Raw genomic sequence first — 14,241 nt, forward strand, 5'->3', positions numbered from 1 at the left:
TCAAAAATTTTCCTCTTCATGCCCGTACAAACAAATTATCATTTTTGTAAATTTGTTATGAAAAATACTTTTTGTTTAACCTATAAATTTTTTAGTTATGAAACGATTAGTTATTATTTTGATTGCTGTTTTGTGCTCTTTCCTTTTGAGCTGTAACAAAACCTCAGAAACTCAATGTACTGATTTTGACTTACAAGAAAAGGCAACCTCCAGTGTACTCTTAAAAGGACTGGATAAATTCAATTATGATTTATCTACAAAAAGGAATATCCCTCGAATCTACGATTATAAATCCGACAGTATTAATCATGTCAACGTAACAAGGATCAACTGGAGACAATTTTGGCTTGCGGACGCTGCAGGGGCATGGCAAGGCGGCAGATCAGGTTTTACCTATGGTTGTGCGTTTTCTCCGAGTGGGGCAATTGCCGGAGCGATTGTCGGTGGTCTTTTATGCGGGGCTATTTCCTCCGGAATCGATTATTGGGTTCAACGGGCTCCCAGAATGGAAAGTTCTCTTATCAATGATTTGGTACAATCTAATGAGATTTTTAATCCAGAAATTCTATATAATCTTTATACTGAAATTACCGAAAAAAAATCTATCACTTTAAAAGAAATAGATGATTCAAATACAATTTCCATAAAAATTGATACAATATATCATGTAGTTGGAAAAGCACATAATGTACTATTAGAAAAATTAATAGAAACTAAGGATAGTCTCAAAAAAATAACTCCCTCATCTAAAATTAATCGTAGAACTTTGTCTGCTAATGATTATACAGATAATTCTACATCATTCTATATAGATGATATAAATATATTTCAAAATGATTTTAGTGCTCAAATGGTATCCTCAGAAATTTTTAAAAGAGATTTTTCTTCTCTCGTTAAAGAGCAAATCCAAAAGAGTGAAAGTGGTATTTTATTTGATGAAGCAAATTCCATATCTGAATATGTTATGAATTTATTTTTAGAAGCTTCCCTCTTCTATACCAATGAGGCAAATGATATTGATAAAATCGTAAATTATTATTATAACACTATCAAACCAAGTACAGAACTCTCTGAAGAAGAAAAAACCGCCTTATATATAGGGATGGTTGTTGCATCTTACAGTTCTAAATATTGGGAAAAATGCGAAAACTGATAGCTCTCATCTTCCAAGATAAATGGTTCAACCTGGCCGTCGTTGCACTCTTCGTTTCGCTGATCGTCTCCCTTTTTTTGAAGACAGACAGCACGGCCGAATGGATCGCCTCCGCAGTCGGGTTCGGGATGCTGAGCTTTATGATCTTGCGCGCGCTCTTTCTCGCATGGAGCATGCGCAAAAACGTCTTACACAAGGAAGAAAAACCGAATCGGGTTCGTTCCTTGTACCGCATTCAGGATGCACTTTTTCTCTTGTTTCTCCTCTGCTCGGTGCTGCTTCTGATCTGGAAATACATTTAACCCGTAAAAAACGCAGGGATTTCGACGGATGAAATCCCTGCGTTTCTTTCTGCCTCTTCCGGCCGGGTCCCCTACTTGACGGCGATCATGTTCCTTATCGACCGCTCGGCCCGGCGGCGCACCTCCTCGTCGAGCACCACCTCGGGGCTTTCGTTTTCCAGGCACGCGGCGATATTTTCCAGCGTAACCATCTTCATGTAGCGGCAGTTGTTGCAGGCGCAGGTCTCGTCGTCGGGCGGCGCCGGGATGAATACCTTTTCGGGGTAGCGCCGCTTCATCTCAGCGAGGATGCCCGCCTCGGTAACGACGATAAACTCCCGGGCTTCGCTCGCCCCGCACCAGTCGAGGATCGCCGCCGTGGAGCCCACGAAATCGGCTACGTCGAGGATATAGGCCCGGCACTCGGGGTGTGCGACGACGCGGGCCAGGGGATGCTGCTTTTTAAGCGCCAGGAGTTTTTCGAGCGAGAACTCCTCGTGCACGTGGCAGGCGCCGTCCCAGAGGACCATATTCCGCCGCCCGGTGAGCTTCTGAATGTAGGACCCGAGGTTGCGGTCCGGGGCGAAGATCACGGGCTGATCCTTAGGAATGGACTGCACGACTTTCATCGCGTTGGACGAGGTGCAGCAAATATCGGTCAGGGCTTTGACGCCTACCGTGGTGTTGACGTAGGAGACCACCTTGTAGCCGGGATAGCGGGCTTTGAAAGCCGCGAAATCCCGGGCGTCGCACGATTCGGCCAGCGAGCAGCCTGCCTCGGGGCAGGGGAGGAGCACTTTCTTGTCCGGGCAGAGCACCTTGGCGGTCTCGGCCATGAAATTGACCCCCGCAAAGAGAATGATCGGAGCATCGACCTTTTGCGCCTGAACCGAGAGGGCCAGCGAGTCACCCAGGAAATCGGCGACGGCCTGCACCTCGGGCAAGGTATAATAGTGCGCCAGGATGACGGCCCGCTTTTCGCGTTTGAGTCGTTCGATGCGGCGGACGAGCTGCGCGGAGTTATCGACTTTCATCTTTTATTTTTTATTCCTTTAAATAATTTAAATAAAGAAAGAATAGAAATAATGGCTGTTGACAGTGTTCACAACTCGGGGTGTGAAAAGGTTATCAACACGAATTCTTTTTTCCTTTTATATCTTTAATTTCTAAAGCTATATAAATCAATAATTTAATATAACAATAAACAGTTGTTCACAATGTTTGCGCGCTTTTCGACAGCCGGGAATTTTGAACAACGTATTGCGTTTTCGGGATCGGGTCGGGAGGAATAAGTCGGCACAACTTTTTTTGGTTTTCGGAAAATCTTGTATATACCCGCGGTCGATCGTCGAATGCAAGGCTTTTCTTTCAAAAGTTATCCCCGGTTATCATCCCGTTATCAACACTTTTTCCGCTGACTTATCATCAACCTTTCACCACTTTCGACACGATCTTGTCGGCAATATCACGGTACCACGTCTCCACGCGCGGATCGATGCCTGCGGCGGGATGCCCCTCGTCTGCCCCCTCCATGATCGACTGCACCAGGGGTATTTCACCCAGAAAATCGACTCCGTTCTCCTCGGCGAAGCGGCGGGCACCCCCCTTGCCGAACAAGTAGTACCGGTTTTGGGGCAACTCGGCGGGGGTAAACCACGCCATGTTCTCGACGATACCGGCCACGGGGATCGAGACGTTCTCGTTGCGGAACATTTCGACGCCGCGCCGCACGTCGGCCACGGCGACCTGCTGGGGCGTGGAGACGATCACCGCGGCGTCGATCTTCAGCTCGCCGATGATCGAGAGGTGGATGTCGCCCGTGCCGGGTGGCAGGTCGACCAAAAGGAAATCGAGCGCGCCCCACCGGGTCTGGTGGATCATCTGTTTCAGGGCGCTCACGGCCATCGCACCGCGCCACAGCAGCGCGTCGTCCGGCTTGATGAAGAAGCCGATCGACATGATCCGCACGTCCATCGACTCAGCCGGCACGATGCGGTCCGCACCCTGCTCCTGCACGGCGTCGGGCAGGTACCCCTCGACGCCGAACATGCGGGGTTGCGAGGGGCCGTAAATGTCGGCATCGAGCACGCCGACGCGGAATCCCCGGTTGCGCAGCGCAATGGCCAGGTTGGCCGTGACGGTCGATTTGCCGACACCCCCCTTGCCCGAGGCAATGGCCACCACATGCGCAATATCGCCTGTCGTGGTCCGGGTCTTGGGCTCGGGCCGCGGGGCCGCGCCGCCCTCCTTGACCACGACGAGCACCTCGTCGCCGGGAAATTCCCGCCTCAGCAACTCTTCCACGGCGTTCTTGATCTTCACGGCGAACGGATCGCGCGTCTTCGAGAACCGCAGCACGATGGTGACCTTTCCCGACGCGGCCGCCACGTGCTCCACGAAACCGCTCTCGATGAGATTGCGCTCCGTCTCCGGATGAACGACCGAAGCCAACAAGTGTTTTATCTTCTCTTCCATCATTCGAATTTTTCCATGCGATGCGCCTGCGTGGTGCATCCTCGGCAAAGATAACGCTATTTTCAGAGAAATAATATAGGGTGCAAGGATGAATTTATCGAAAAACGATAAATTTTATTTGTTTTTCATAAGAATGTTCGTATATTTGTGCATCGATTGAGACAAACACGTAAAAAATAGCGTACCATGAATTTCGTAAAAACATTTCTCGCCGGATTGCTCGCCTTCGTGGTGGGGACGTTCGTCGTATTTTTTCTCTGGATCGTCCTGCTGCTGGGAATCGCCGGGTCGATGGAGCAGCGCGTCGCGGTGCATCCGCGGTCGATTCTCAAGATCGACTTTTCGGAGATGGTGACCGATGCACCCGCGACCGATCCGCTGGCGGGCATCGACCTCTTCACGCTGCAAACCACCCCCCAACTCCATCTTCTCAAGGCGCTCAGGGCCATCGAGACCGCCAAGGAGGACGACCGCATCGACGGCATCTACCTGCGCATGAACGGCTCGGGCGGCATCGGAGGCTGGGCCATCGCCGAGGAGCTGCGCCAAGCCATCGCCGATTTCAAAGAGAGCGGCAAATTCGTCGTCTCCTACAACGAGACCTATTCGCAGGGACAGTACTACCTGGCCTCGGTCTCCGACCTGATCTGCATGCAGCCCGAGGGCGGAATGGACTGGTCGGGTCTCTCGTTCGACCTGATGTTCTACAAGGGGCTGCTCGACAAACTCGACCTGAAAGCCGAGGTTTTCCGCCCCACGGCCTGCAAATACAAGAGCGCCGTAGAGCCCTATATCCTCACCAAAATGTCCGATGCCAACCGGCAGCAGATGCAGGAGCTGGTCGACTCCATGTGGGGAACCGTCGCCGGCGAGGTGGCCGAGGCGCGCGGGTTCGACCTTGCCACGCTCGACCGCATCACCGACCGGCTGGAAGCCACGCTGCCCGAAGAGGCATTGCAACTGGGGTTCGTGGACAGCCTCGTCTATGAGGACCAGATGAAAGAGGTCTTGGCCGATCTGGGCGCCGAGCCCGACAGCGAGGGGGAATACCGCTTCGTTACCCTGGGTGAATACGCCGCGCAGGCGGCTTACGACCTGAAGCACATCGCTTCCGATCAGGTCGCCGTGGTCTATGCCGACGGTCAGATCGTCGACGGCGAGGGCTCGGGCCCCGAGATTTACGGCAACACGCTGGCGCGCACCATCGCCTCCGTGCGCGACGACGAAAAGGTCAAGGCGGTGGTGCTGCGCGTCAACTCGCCGGGCGGCAGCGCGCTAGCTTCGGACGTGATCTGGCGCGAGGTCGAACTGCTCCGGGCCGAGAAGCCGGTCATCGTTTCGATGGGCTCTTATGCCGCCAGCGGCGGGTACTACATCTCCTGTCCCGCCGACGCGATCGTGGCCGACCGGCTGACGCTCACCGGTTCGATCGGTGTCTTCGGCATGTACATCGATCCGTTCGACGCCTTGAAAAACAAACTGGGGATCACTTTCGACGGTGTGAAGAGCAACACCTCGGCCGGCATGGGCGCCTCCTCGCCCCTTACCCCCTTGCAGCGGGCGGTTATCATGCGGGGGGTCGACAAGGTCTACACCACCTTTACCGACTACGTGGCCGAGGGGAGGAACCTCCCCATCGACAAGGTGCTCGACATTGCCGGCGGCCGCGTCTGGTCGGGCGGTGATGCACTCGGAATCGGTCTGATCGACTCCTACGGCGGGCTGAAGACGGCCATCGCCGTAGCCGTCGACAAGGCCGGGTTGGGCGACGATTACCACGTGGTCGAGGTCACCGAGATGCCCTCGGGACTGGCGGCGATCCTCGCGTCGCTCAACATGAGCGTCCGCGAAGCATTCGTCCGTTCGGAGCTGGGGCTGATGATGAAAGAGTACCGGCAGGTGCGCGAGGCCATGCGGCAACAGGGCGTGCTGATGTACTCTCCCTATAAAATGGAGCAGCCCTGACTCCGGCTGACCCGAAGCGCGAAGCGTCCCGAATTTCGGGACGCTTCTTTTATCACCCCTGCGGGCCGTTCTGTTCCCTGCGGCCCGAATCATGCACGATACGGGCCAAGAAAAACGGGCAAATGCTTTCCCCGTACCGCATTTATCCATATCTTTGCTCCCATGGCAATAATCAGACTGACTAAAGAGTTTACGTTCGAGGCGGCGCACGCGCTGGAGGGATACGACGGGCCGTGCCGCGAGATTCACGGACACTCCTACCGCCTTTTCGTCACGGTCAAGGGCCGCCCCTCGGCCGACGAGGCGGACCCCAAGTGCGGCATGGTCCTCGATTTCGGGCTTTTGAAACGGATCGTGCAGGAGGAGATCGTCTCGCATTTCGACCACGCCCTGGTGCTGCGCAACACGGCGGATACGGCGTTGCGCGAGGTGCTCCGCGAGCGGTTCCGCAACATCGTGGAGGTCGCATACCAACCGACATGCGAGCACATGCTCGCCGACTTTGCCGACCGCATCCGGCGCCGCCTGCCTGCCGGCGTGACGCTGCATTCGCTGCGCCTGCACGAAACCGCGACCTCCTACGCCGAGTGGTTTGCGGAGGACAACGGAAATTTAGAATTAAAAACTTCCGACTTGCGGGAGAAAGCCTCTTCCGGGAGAGGGGACTTGAGGTGGAGTCCACATTGCAAACGCCGCCGAAGGCGATGAAAACGGCGGTCAGCTGTTTTCTCACCGAGAAGATAACGACGCACTCAACAATATGAAAAAACTCTTTCTGGTCGATGCCTACGCATTGATATTCAAGTACTACTACGCCTTTCTGGGGCGTCCCATGCGCAACCGCGCGGGCATGAACACCTCCGTGGTCTTCGGCTTCGTCAAGTTCCTGCGCGACATCCAGAAGCGCGAACACCCCGACCTGCTGGGCGTGGCGTTCGACCCCAAGGGCGGCAGTTTCCGCCGCGAAATCTTCCCCGAGTACAAGGCCAACCGCTCCGAGACGCCCGAGGACATCCTCCTCTCGATTCCTTATGTCAAACGGGTGCTCGAAGCCATGTGCATCCCGATCCTCGAGGTCGAGGGTTACGAGGCCGACGACGTGATCGGCACCCTCTCGCAGAAAGGCGTGGAAGCCGGATACGATGTCTTTATGGTCACTCCCGACAAGGACTACGGCCAGCTGGTGCGCGACCACTGCCGGATCTACAAGCAGAAAGGGGCCGACGGCGCGATCGAGATCGTGGACCGCGAAGCGATCCGCGAGAAGTACGGAATCGACGATCCGCAGCTCGTGCGGGACATACTCGCCCTGTGGGGCGACTCCTCGGACAACATTCCGGGCGTGCCCGGCATCGGCGAGAAGAGCGCCTGCAAACTGGTTCAGACGTGGGGAACGGTGGAGAACATGCTGGAGAACGCCGACCGGATTCCCGGCAAGCAGGGCGAGAAGATCGCCGCATGGGGCGAGAAACTGCGGCTGGCCAAAACCCTCACCACGATCTGCCTCGACGTGCCCATTCCGTTCCGCGAGGAGGACCTGACGGTCTGCGAGCCGCATATCGACCAGCTCAAGGCCCTCTTCGCCGAACTGGATTTCAAAGTCTTCATGAACGACCTTTCGAACCGTGCTCCGGCCGAACAGCTGCCCGACGGGCCCAGGCAAGGCGCGCAGACGCAGTTGGCCGACATGGCCCGCGCCAAGTCCGCGGCGGCGAAAAAGGCCGCGATGGTGGGGCAAGGCGATCTCTTTGCCGGACCCGCCGAGCCCGCAGCGGTCCCGGAGGAGATAGTCGTCGAGGAGTTGCAGGCCGAGGCCGATACGCTTCGGCTCCAGACCGCGCAGACCACGCCCCACGACTACCGGCTGGTGGAGAGCGCCGAACAACTGCGCGACGTGGTGGCCGAGATCGCGCGGCACGACGAATTCTGCTTCGACACCGAGACCACCGGGTTCGACATTTTCAACGACCGCATCGTCGGCATGTCGCTCTCCGTGGCGCCGCACGAGGCGTGGTACGTGCCTTTCACCGAGGAGAATACCGCCCGATACACCGAAATCCTGCGACCGCTCTTCGAGGATGAGCGGATCGCCAAGATCGGTCAGAACATCAAGTTCGACCTGATGGTGCTCCGGCGGCTGGGCCTTTCGATCCGGGGGCGCAAGTACGACACGATGATCCTCCACTACCTCATCGACCCCGAGTCGCGTCACAACATGAACGCCCTCGCCGAGAAATACCTCAACTATAAGCCCATCGAGATCGAAACCCTCATCGGCAAAGGCTCCCGGCAACTGACGATGGATTTGGTAAGTCTCGAGCGCTGCAAGGAGTACGCCGCCGAGGATGCAGACATTACGTTGCAGCTCAAGCGGGTGCTCTACCCGATGATCGAGCGGATCGGGCTCGAGCACCTCTATTTCCGGATCGAGGAGCCGATGATCGAGGTGCTGGCCGACATCGAAATGGCGGGCGTTGCGATCGACTCGGCGGCGCTGGCCGAATACGCCGTCGAGCTGAGCCGCAAGTTGCAGGAGCTGGAGGCGGAGATACGGCGCGAGGCGGCCGAACCGGCGTTGAACATCAACTCGGCCCGTCAGTTGGGCGAGGTGCTGTTCGGCAGAATGCGCATCGCCGAGAAGCCCAAAATGACCCGCACCAAGCAGTTCTGCACCGACGAGGACTACCTCCAGTCGTTCGCCCACAAGCACCGGATCGTCGATCTGATCCTCGAATACCGGGGGTTGAAAAAACTCCTCTCGACCTATGTGGAGGCGCTGCCCCAACTGGTCAACCGCACGACGGGACGCATCCACACCTCGTTCAACCAGGCCGTGACGGCTACCGGGCGGCTCTCGTCGACCAACCCCAACTTGCAGAACATCCCCGTGCGCGAGGAGATGGGCCGCCGCATCCGCCGTGCGTTCATCCCCTCGGACGACGACCACCTGCTGCTCTCGGCCGATTACAGCCAGGTCGAGCTGCGCCTGATGGCCCACCTCTCGGGCGACGAATCGCTCATCGCGGCATTCGAGCACGGCGAAGACATCCACGCGGCCACGGCGGCGAGGCTCTTCGGCAAAGCCTTGGAGGAGGTAAGTTCCGAGGAGCGGCGCCGGGCGAAGACGGCCAATTTCGGTATCATCTACGGCATTTCGGCGTTCGGACTGAGCCAGCGGCTCGAAATTCCGCGCAAGGAGGCGCGCGAGATCATCGACGGCTATTTCGCCTCCTACCCCAAGGTGAAAGAGTACATGGAACAGGTGGTCGAAAAGGCCAAAACCGAGGGCTTCGTCTCGACGATCTTCGGCCGCCGCCGCTACCTCAACGACATCGACTCGCGCAACGCCGTGGCCCGGGGGCTGGCCGAACGCAACGCCGTGAACGCCCCGATCCAGGGCTCGGCGGCCGACATCATGAAGATCGCCATGATCGAGGTGCACCGCCGCTTTCAGTCCGATGGCATCCGTTCGCGTGTGATCCTTCAGGTGCACGACGAACTGGTCGTGGATATGCTCCGCTCGGAGCAGGATCAGGTCGTGCGGATCGTCACCGAGGCGATGGAACACGCCGCCGACCTGAAGGTGCGCCTTGCGGTCGATTATGGTATCGGAACGAACTGGCTCGAGGCCCACTGACCGTCGACCGCACGCGCGTAACGCAATCGGCCCGATGCTTGGACATCGGGCCGATTGTTATTTGAGTGAGAAGAGCAGCTCGAACCGCCACGGTCGGGCGTGGACGACGTATTTCTCCAGCGGTTTCGGGCCGCAACTCTCGTTCCCGATCGGCGCCATCCGGTGATTTACACTGAATACAACTGTCTTGCGCGGTTGTAGTTTGTCGGTGTGACGCGCCTGGGCGATCTCCATGTTCCGGAATCGCTTAACCGCAATTTGCAGCGGTTCGGAACCCAAGACCTGCACGCCGTGCCCCGCCGCGTCGCGCAGCGCAGCATGGCGCACGGCGTATTTGTTGCCGTTCTCCTGCGGATAGCTGTAATTCATCCACTGCTCGTCGACGGTTCCGCTCCACAGACCGTACCGGGCTCCGTCCTGCCGGTCGCAATAGGCTTCCCAGGGCCCTTTGCCGTACCACTCGAATCGACGGAACCGCTCGGCCAGCTCCAGGTCGTAGCCCACCCGGGCGACCTCGGGAACCTCACCTGCGGGTCGTACGTCGGCCGAGAGCAGGATTTCTCCCCGGTCGTTGAACGTGTAGGTCTCCGCGACATCGAACGCCACGGTCTCCGATCCGGCAAGCCGGTAGCGGGTTTCGACAACGAACCGGTCGTCGGACCACCGACCGTAGACCGTATCGACGCGGCGCTTCATGGCGTGAAAGCCCGCCTCGGCCCAGAGGCGGGTGAGGCGTCCGCCCCGGGCGTCGGGATAGAACCGGCCGTCGATGAAATGGCCGATACGTCCCGTCCCGTCATTGTCGATCGGCGCACGCCAGAAATCGAGTGCGGGACCGTCGACCACGACCGCTTCGCCCGCGGCGTCATGCGCCGTGCCGATCTTGCCCCGCAGCTTGTCGAAACGGATCTCGAAGCCGCCGCTGCGGATCACGATCTCGTCCCCGGCCTCCCGCACGCGGGGTCTTCCGGGTTCGAGCCGTGTAGACGCTGCGAAATTCCACGGCCGGAGGATGAATTGCTCCCAGGCGATCCGGTACCCGGCCTCGCACCAGGCGGTCGGCTCCGTCCGGTGCGCGGAGAGCAGGAGCACGTACTCCTTGTCCGGCTCCATGTCGAACTCCCCGACCGGAAGTTGCACGCTCCCCCGCTGCCGGGGAGCCAGCTTGAGCTGCGGCAGAATGCCGTGCCTGATTTCGACGCCGTTCTCCAGCAGCGACCAGCCGATCCGGAAATCGTCCAATGGGGTGAAGAAAAACTTGTTCCACAACCCGATGCGCCCCTGTTCCAGCTCTTCGGCGTAGAACTCGATGCTCTGGTAGACCTTTCTGACCTCGTTGAGTTTCGAGGAGCGTTCCGAGAGGTCGGGCGCGACGATTCCGTTGTTGCAAAAGTTGGAGTCGTTGGGCGTGTCCCCGAAATCGCCTCCGTAGGCCCAGAAATAGGCTCCGCCCGGTTTGTTGCACTCCGCAAGGGCGTAGGCGCGCAGCCGGGACGGGATCGTCAGGCCGTAGATCGAGTGGTCTGCCGCACACATGACCACCCCCTGATCGACCCAGTCCCAGATTGCGCCGCCCGAAATGCGGTCGTACTTGTCGAACTCCGTCCAGTAATCTTTCAGATTCCCCATGCCGTTGCCCATCGCGTGGGCGTATTCGTTTATCATAATCGGCCTGGGGTCCTCCGCCTCGGCCAGGATCGAAATCTGGTCGGCCGAATGGTAGCGTCCAGAAACGTTCGGCCGGGCGCTGCGCCATACGCCCCCGCCGAGCACGTCGCACGAGATTGGGTCGTTCGAGAAGTGGTAGTGCGTGAAGCGGGTCGGGTCCAGCTCCTTTGCGGCCCGGTGCATGGCCTCCATGTTGGTTCCGTTGTCGCTTTCGTTGCCCAGCGACCACTGCACCACCGACGGGTGGTTCTTGTCCCGTTCCACCATGCGGACCATCCGCTCGACGTGCGCCGACCTCCACGCCGTGTCGCGGGCCGGCGTTCCCTCGCGGTAGCCGAACCCGTGCGCTTCGCAGTTCGCCTCGTCGATCACCATCAGGCCGTATTCGTCGCAGAGGTCGTAGAAGCAATCGGCGGCCGGCATGTGTGCCGTGCGGACCGTGTTGATGTTGTTCCGCTTCATGGTCAGGACCTCTTGCAGCACCCGCTCCGGGGTCACGGTCTTGCACCCGAACGGGTCCGTCTCGACCCGGCAGACGCCTTTCATCTTGACGGGCTGACCGTTCAGGAGAAAGCATTTGTCGCGGATCTCCAGTTTCCGGAAGCCCGTGCGGGTGCTGATAACGTCGAGCACGTCGCCCGCGAGGTTCTTCAGCGCCACGACGACCGTGTACAACGCGGGATTCTCGTCGGACCATTTCTCGGGGCGCTTCACGTTGAGGTGGGTGACCGCGGTTTTCCGCGCTCCCGGGGCCAGCAGGCCCGTTCCGACGATCGAGCTGTTCACGACACGGCCGCAGAAAAGCAGCCGGGTTTCGACCGACCGGAATGCGGCCGCCTGTGCGCGGTTGTCGACCTCGACCTCGATCCGCAAGCTCCCGTCCTCGTAACGGGCGTCCAGGTCGGGCTGGACGAAAACATCGGAAATGTAGGTCTTTGGCGTTGCGAACAACACGACGTCGCGCAGCATGCCGCTGACGCGCCATCCGTCCTGGTCTTCGAGGTAGGAGCCGTCGCTCCAGCGGAAAACCTGCACGGCGACCGAATTGGAGCCCGCGTTCAGAAAGGGCGTGATGTCGAACTCCGAGGGCAGAAAGGAGTCCTCGGCGTAGCCTACCCGGTGGCCGTTGATCCAGAGGTAGTATGCCGACGAAACGCCGTTGAAACGGATGAACACCTGCCGGCCGGCCCACTCCGCGGGCAGGTCGAACGACCGGCGGTACGAACCTACCGGGCTGCCGTTGTCGCCCAGGCCGCGGATAAAGGGCGGGTTGCGCTCGAACGGGTACTTGATGTTGGTGTAGATGGGGGTTCCGAAACCCTGCATCTCCCACGGTCCCGGGACCTCGATGGTGTCCCAGGCGGAGGGGTCGAAACCGGCGGCCTCGAACCCCGTCGGACGATCCGCGGCCTCGTGCACGTAGCGGAATTTCCAAGGTCCGTTTAGGCTCATCTCCCAGCGCGTGGGGCTGCCGTATTTAGAGGCTTCGGCGATGGAGGTATAATGCGAGAAAGTGGCCCGCATGGGTTCGCGGCCCAAGCCGCTGACCGCGGGGTTCTCCCAGTCGGCGGGCTGGGCCGCCGACCGGGAGATAAGCAACAGCAGAAGGAGCGTCGTTGTTATTTTCATGTGTAGAGCGTGTTCAGTTTCCGTATGGATAGACCTCGGAAAGGCTGGTGATGGAGTCGGGCCGGTGGCTTGAGGTGATGAGCAGCAACAGGTAGCGGCCCGACGTGCGCGTCACGTTGAAGATCTGGGGCACGGCCTCGGCTTTCATCTGTACGGCGGCGATCTTTTTCCACGAGTCGATTCCGGCCAGCGCCTCCTGCATCTTTTCCACCTCGGTGATGCTTTCCAGCCCCGCGAGCGGTGCGAGGTCGCTGCCCATGTAGAGTTCGACGTCTTTCGAGGCAAAGTTTTTCTGCCGCTGGATCAGTTCGACCTGTTCGATCAGATGGGGCGCAAGCATGTCGATCACCAGGTAGTGCGGAGGCGGTACCTTGGTCGGCTTCCACTGCGAGTGCCAGTAGGAGGCCACATCGCCGTCGAGAATGGCCTGGGGATAGCCGTAGGGGAAATACTTGTTGTCGGCGCCCGATTCGGCCGGCTCGTAGGTATTGTAGAGCACAACCTCCCAGCCGGTGCGGTCGAGCTTCGCCCCCGACCAGATGTCGATCCGGATGCAGTAGAGCGAGTTCGGGTCGACCGCGAACCGCGAGCTGCTCTTCAACCGCACGGGCAGCATGTACTGGCCCGGTCGGGCGATCTTCTCCTTTTCGATTTGGAGGAGGAACGAGGCGTCGGTGCGGCCCGCCTTGATCGTGCTCTGCGGCTGGAGCGAGTAGCAGTCGCTCGCAAGCAACTCGTAGGAGGTCGATTCCCGGGCGTTGTACTGCGCCACGTACTCCTCGTCTACCCGGAGTTCCAAATCGACGTCCCAGCGGTTCTCCTCAAGGCCGAGCAGCGCCTCGAGCGAGAGACGAATGTCCTTTTGCAGCGCGCCGTTGTCCACGAAATTTACGTCTTTCACCCCGTCCGCAAATGCGATCGTGACCTCCCGGACGCGGGGTTTCAACACCACCAGCGACCGCTCTTCGTTGATCCGGGCCGAGGACTGGCGGATTTTCAGCGGCAGCACGGCGTTGTCGGCGACCGAGCGCAGGAGCTCCAGGTCGAAATCGATCCGGATATTCCGGCTCAGGTCGTCGTATCCGCCCGAGAAGAAGAACTCCCGCTCCCCGATCGCGTAGACGTCGGGGTGGATGAGGACGAAATCATGCCCCGTCTGCCGGTTGTAGGCGTCCAGCTCCTCGGGGGTCAGCACGCCGATGCGCGCCGAGACGGGCTCTTTCCGAATTCCCGACTTGCAGATTGCCAGCGAAAAGGAGCCGTCGGGGTCGCCGGTGTCCAGGTAGTCGATCTGCCGGACGGGGTCGCCGAGGAAATAGACTTTCGAGGGGACGGTATCCTTGTCGGCCATATCTATGATCTGCTCCTCGCAGGCGCACAGAGTGAGCGCGCACACCAGCGGGAAGATGGTTTTTTTCGCATTCATGTTCTAA

General features: G+C 58.7%; 8 protein-coding genes and 1 pseudogene. 5 read left to right on the plus strand and 4 right to left on the minus strand.

Going from position 1 to position 14,241, the window contains the following annotated elements:
- Window positions 1–97: 97 nt before the first annotated feature.
- Both ACMQ11_RS11820 and ACMQ11_RS11825 read left to right on the plus strand, forming a co-directional pair.
- The gene (locus tag ACMQ11_RS11820) at window positions 98–1,153 is read left to right on the plus strand and encodes a hypothetical protein (RefSeq protein ID WP_418992979.1); all 1,056 of its coding nucleotides are present in this window, start codon (window positions 98–100) and stop codon (window positions 1,151–1,153) included.
- Window positions 1,141–1,455: a hypothetical protein gene (locus tag ACMQ11_RS11825; RefSeq protein WP_418992980.1), complete on the plus strand. Its 315-nt coding sequence runs from the start codon at window positions 1,141–1,143 to the stop codon at window positions 1,453–1,455. The genes ACMQ11_RS11820 and ACMQ11_RS11825 overlap by 13 nt, the downstream gene beginning before the upstream one ends.
- Before the next feature lie 71 nt (window positions 1,456–1,526).
- Here the strand turns inward: ACMQ11_RS11825 and nadA are convergent, their stop codons facing one another.
- Together nadA and ACMQ11_RS11835 are read right to left on the minus strand one after the other, a co-directional pair.
- The gene (nadA, locus tag ACMQ11_RS11830) at window positions 1,527–2,468 is read right to left on the minus strand and encodes a quinolinate synthase NadA (protein ID WP_418992981.1); all 942 of its coding nucleotides are present in this window, start codon (window positions 2,466–2,468) and stop codon (window positions 1,527–1,529) included.
- Window positions 2,469–2,859: 391 nt separating this feature from the next.
- Window positions 2,860–3,909: a P-loop NTPase gene (locus tag ACMQ11_RS11835; protein WP_418992982.1), complete on the minus strand. Its 1,050-nt coding sequence runs from the start codon at window positions 3,907–3,909 to the stop codon at window positions 2,860–2,862.
- A gap of 186 nt (window positions 3,910–4,095) precedes the next feature.
- Here ACMQ11_RS11835 and sppA point away from each other — a divergent pair, with 186 nt between their 5' ends.
- The 3 genes and pseudogenes from sppA to polA all read left to right on the plus strand — a co-directional run bounded on the left by sppA (window position 4,096) and on the right by polA (window position 9,511).
- On the plus strand, window positions 4,096–5,874 hold the full coding sequence (gene sppA / locus ACMQ11_RS11840; protein ID WP_418992983.1) for a signal peptide peptidase SppA: 1,779 nt from the start codon (window positions 4,096–4,098) through the stop codon (window positions 5,872–5,874).
- Between the two features lie 162 nt (window positions 5,875–6,036).
- Window positions 6,037–6,480: pseudogene (locus ACMQ11_RS11845) on the plus strand (6-pyruvoyl trahydropterin synthase family protein); the annotation flags it as partial.
- 154 nt (window positions 6,481–6,634) lie between these two features.
- The gene (polA, locus tag ACMQ11_RS11850) at window positions 6,635–9,511 is read left to right on the plus strand and encodes a DNA polymerase I (protein ID WP_418992984.1); all 2,877 of its coding nucleotides are present in this window, start codon (window positions 6,635–6,637) and stop codon (window positions 9,509–9,511) included.
- Window positions 9,512–9,568: 57 nt separating this feature from the next.
- Here the strand turns inward: polA and ACMQ11_RS11855 are convergent, their stop codons facing one another.
- Together ACMQ11_RS11855 and ACMQ11_RS11860 are read right to left on the minus strand one after the other, a co-directional pair.
- Window positions 9,569–12,808: a glycoside hydrolase family 2 TIM barrel-domain containing protein gene (locus ACMQ11_RS11855; protein WP_418992985.1), complete on the minus strand. Its 3,240-nt coding sequence runs from the start codon at window positions 12,806–12,808 to the stop codon at window positions 9,569–9,571.
- A 13-nt stretch (window positions 12,809–12,821) separates the two neighbouring features.
- Window positions 12,822–14,234: a BT_3987 domain-containing protein gene (locus ACMQ11_RS11860; RefSeq protein WP_418992986.1), complete on the minus strand. Its 1,413-nt coding sequence runs from the start codon at window positions 14,232–14,234 to the stop codon at window positions 12,822–12,824.
- Between the last annotated feature and the right edge of the window lie 7 nt (window positions 14,235–14,241).

This window comes from Alistipes sp., assembly GCF_048465575.1.
In the GTDB taxonomy this organism is placed as follows: Bacteria; Bacteroidota; Bacteroidia; order Bacteroidales; family Rikenellaceae; genus Alistipes.

Coding starts and splice junctions, on each gene's coding strand:
- ACMQ11_RS11820 (WP_418992979.1), top strand. CDS start 98: ATGAAACGATTAGTTATTATTTTGATTGCTGTTTTGTGCTCTTTCCTT.
- ACMQ11_RS11825 (WP_418992980.1), top strand. CDS start 1,141: ATGCGAAAACTGATAGCTCTCATCTTCCAAGATAAATGGTTCAACCTG.
- nadA (WP_418992981.1), bottom strand. CDS start 2,468: ATGAAAGTCGATAACTCCGCGCAGCTCGTCCGCCGCATCGAACGACTC.
- ACMQ11_RS11835 (WP_418992982.1), bottom strand. CDS start 3,909: ATGGAAGAGAAGATAAAACACTTGTTGGCTTCGGTCGTTCATCCGGAG.
- sppA (WP_418992983.1), top strand. CDS start 4,096: ATGAATTTCGTAAAAACATTTCTCGCCGGATTGCTCGCCTTCGTGGTG.
- polA (WP_418992984.1), top strand. CDS start 6,635: ATGAAAAAACTCTTTCTGGTCGATGCCTACGCATTGATATTCAAGTAC.
- ACMQ11_RS11855 (WP_418992985.1), bottom strand. CDS start 12,808: ATGAAAATAACAACGACGCTCCTTCTGCTGTTGCTTATCTCCCGGTCG.
- ACMQ11_RS11860 (WP_418992986.1), bottom strand. CDS start 14,234: ATGAATGCGAAAAAAACCATCTTCCCGCTGGTGTGCGCGCTCACTCTG.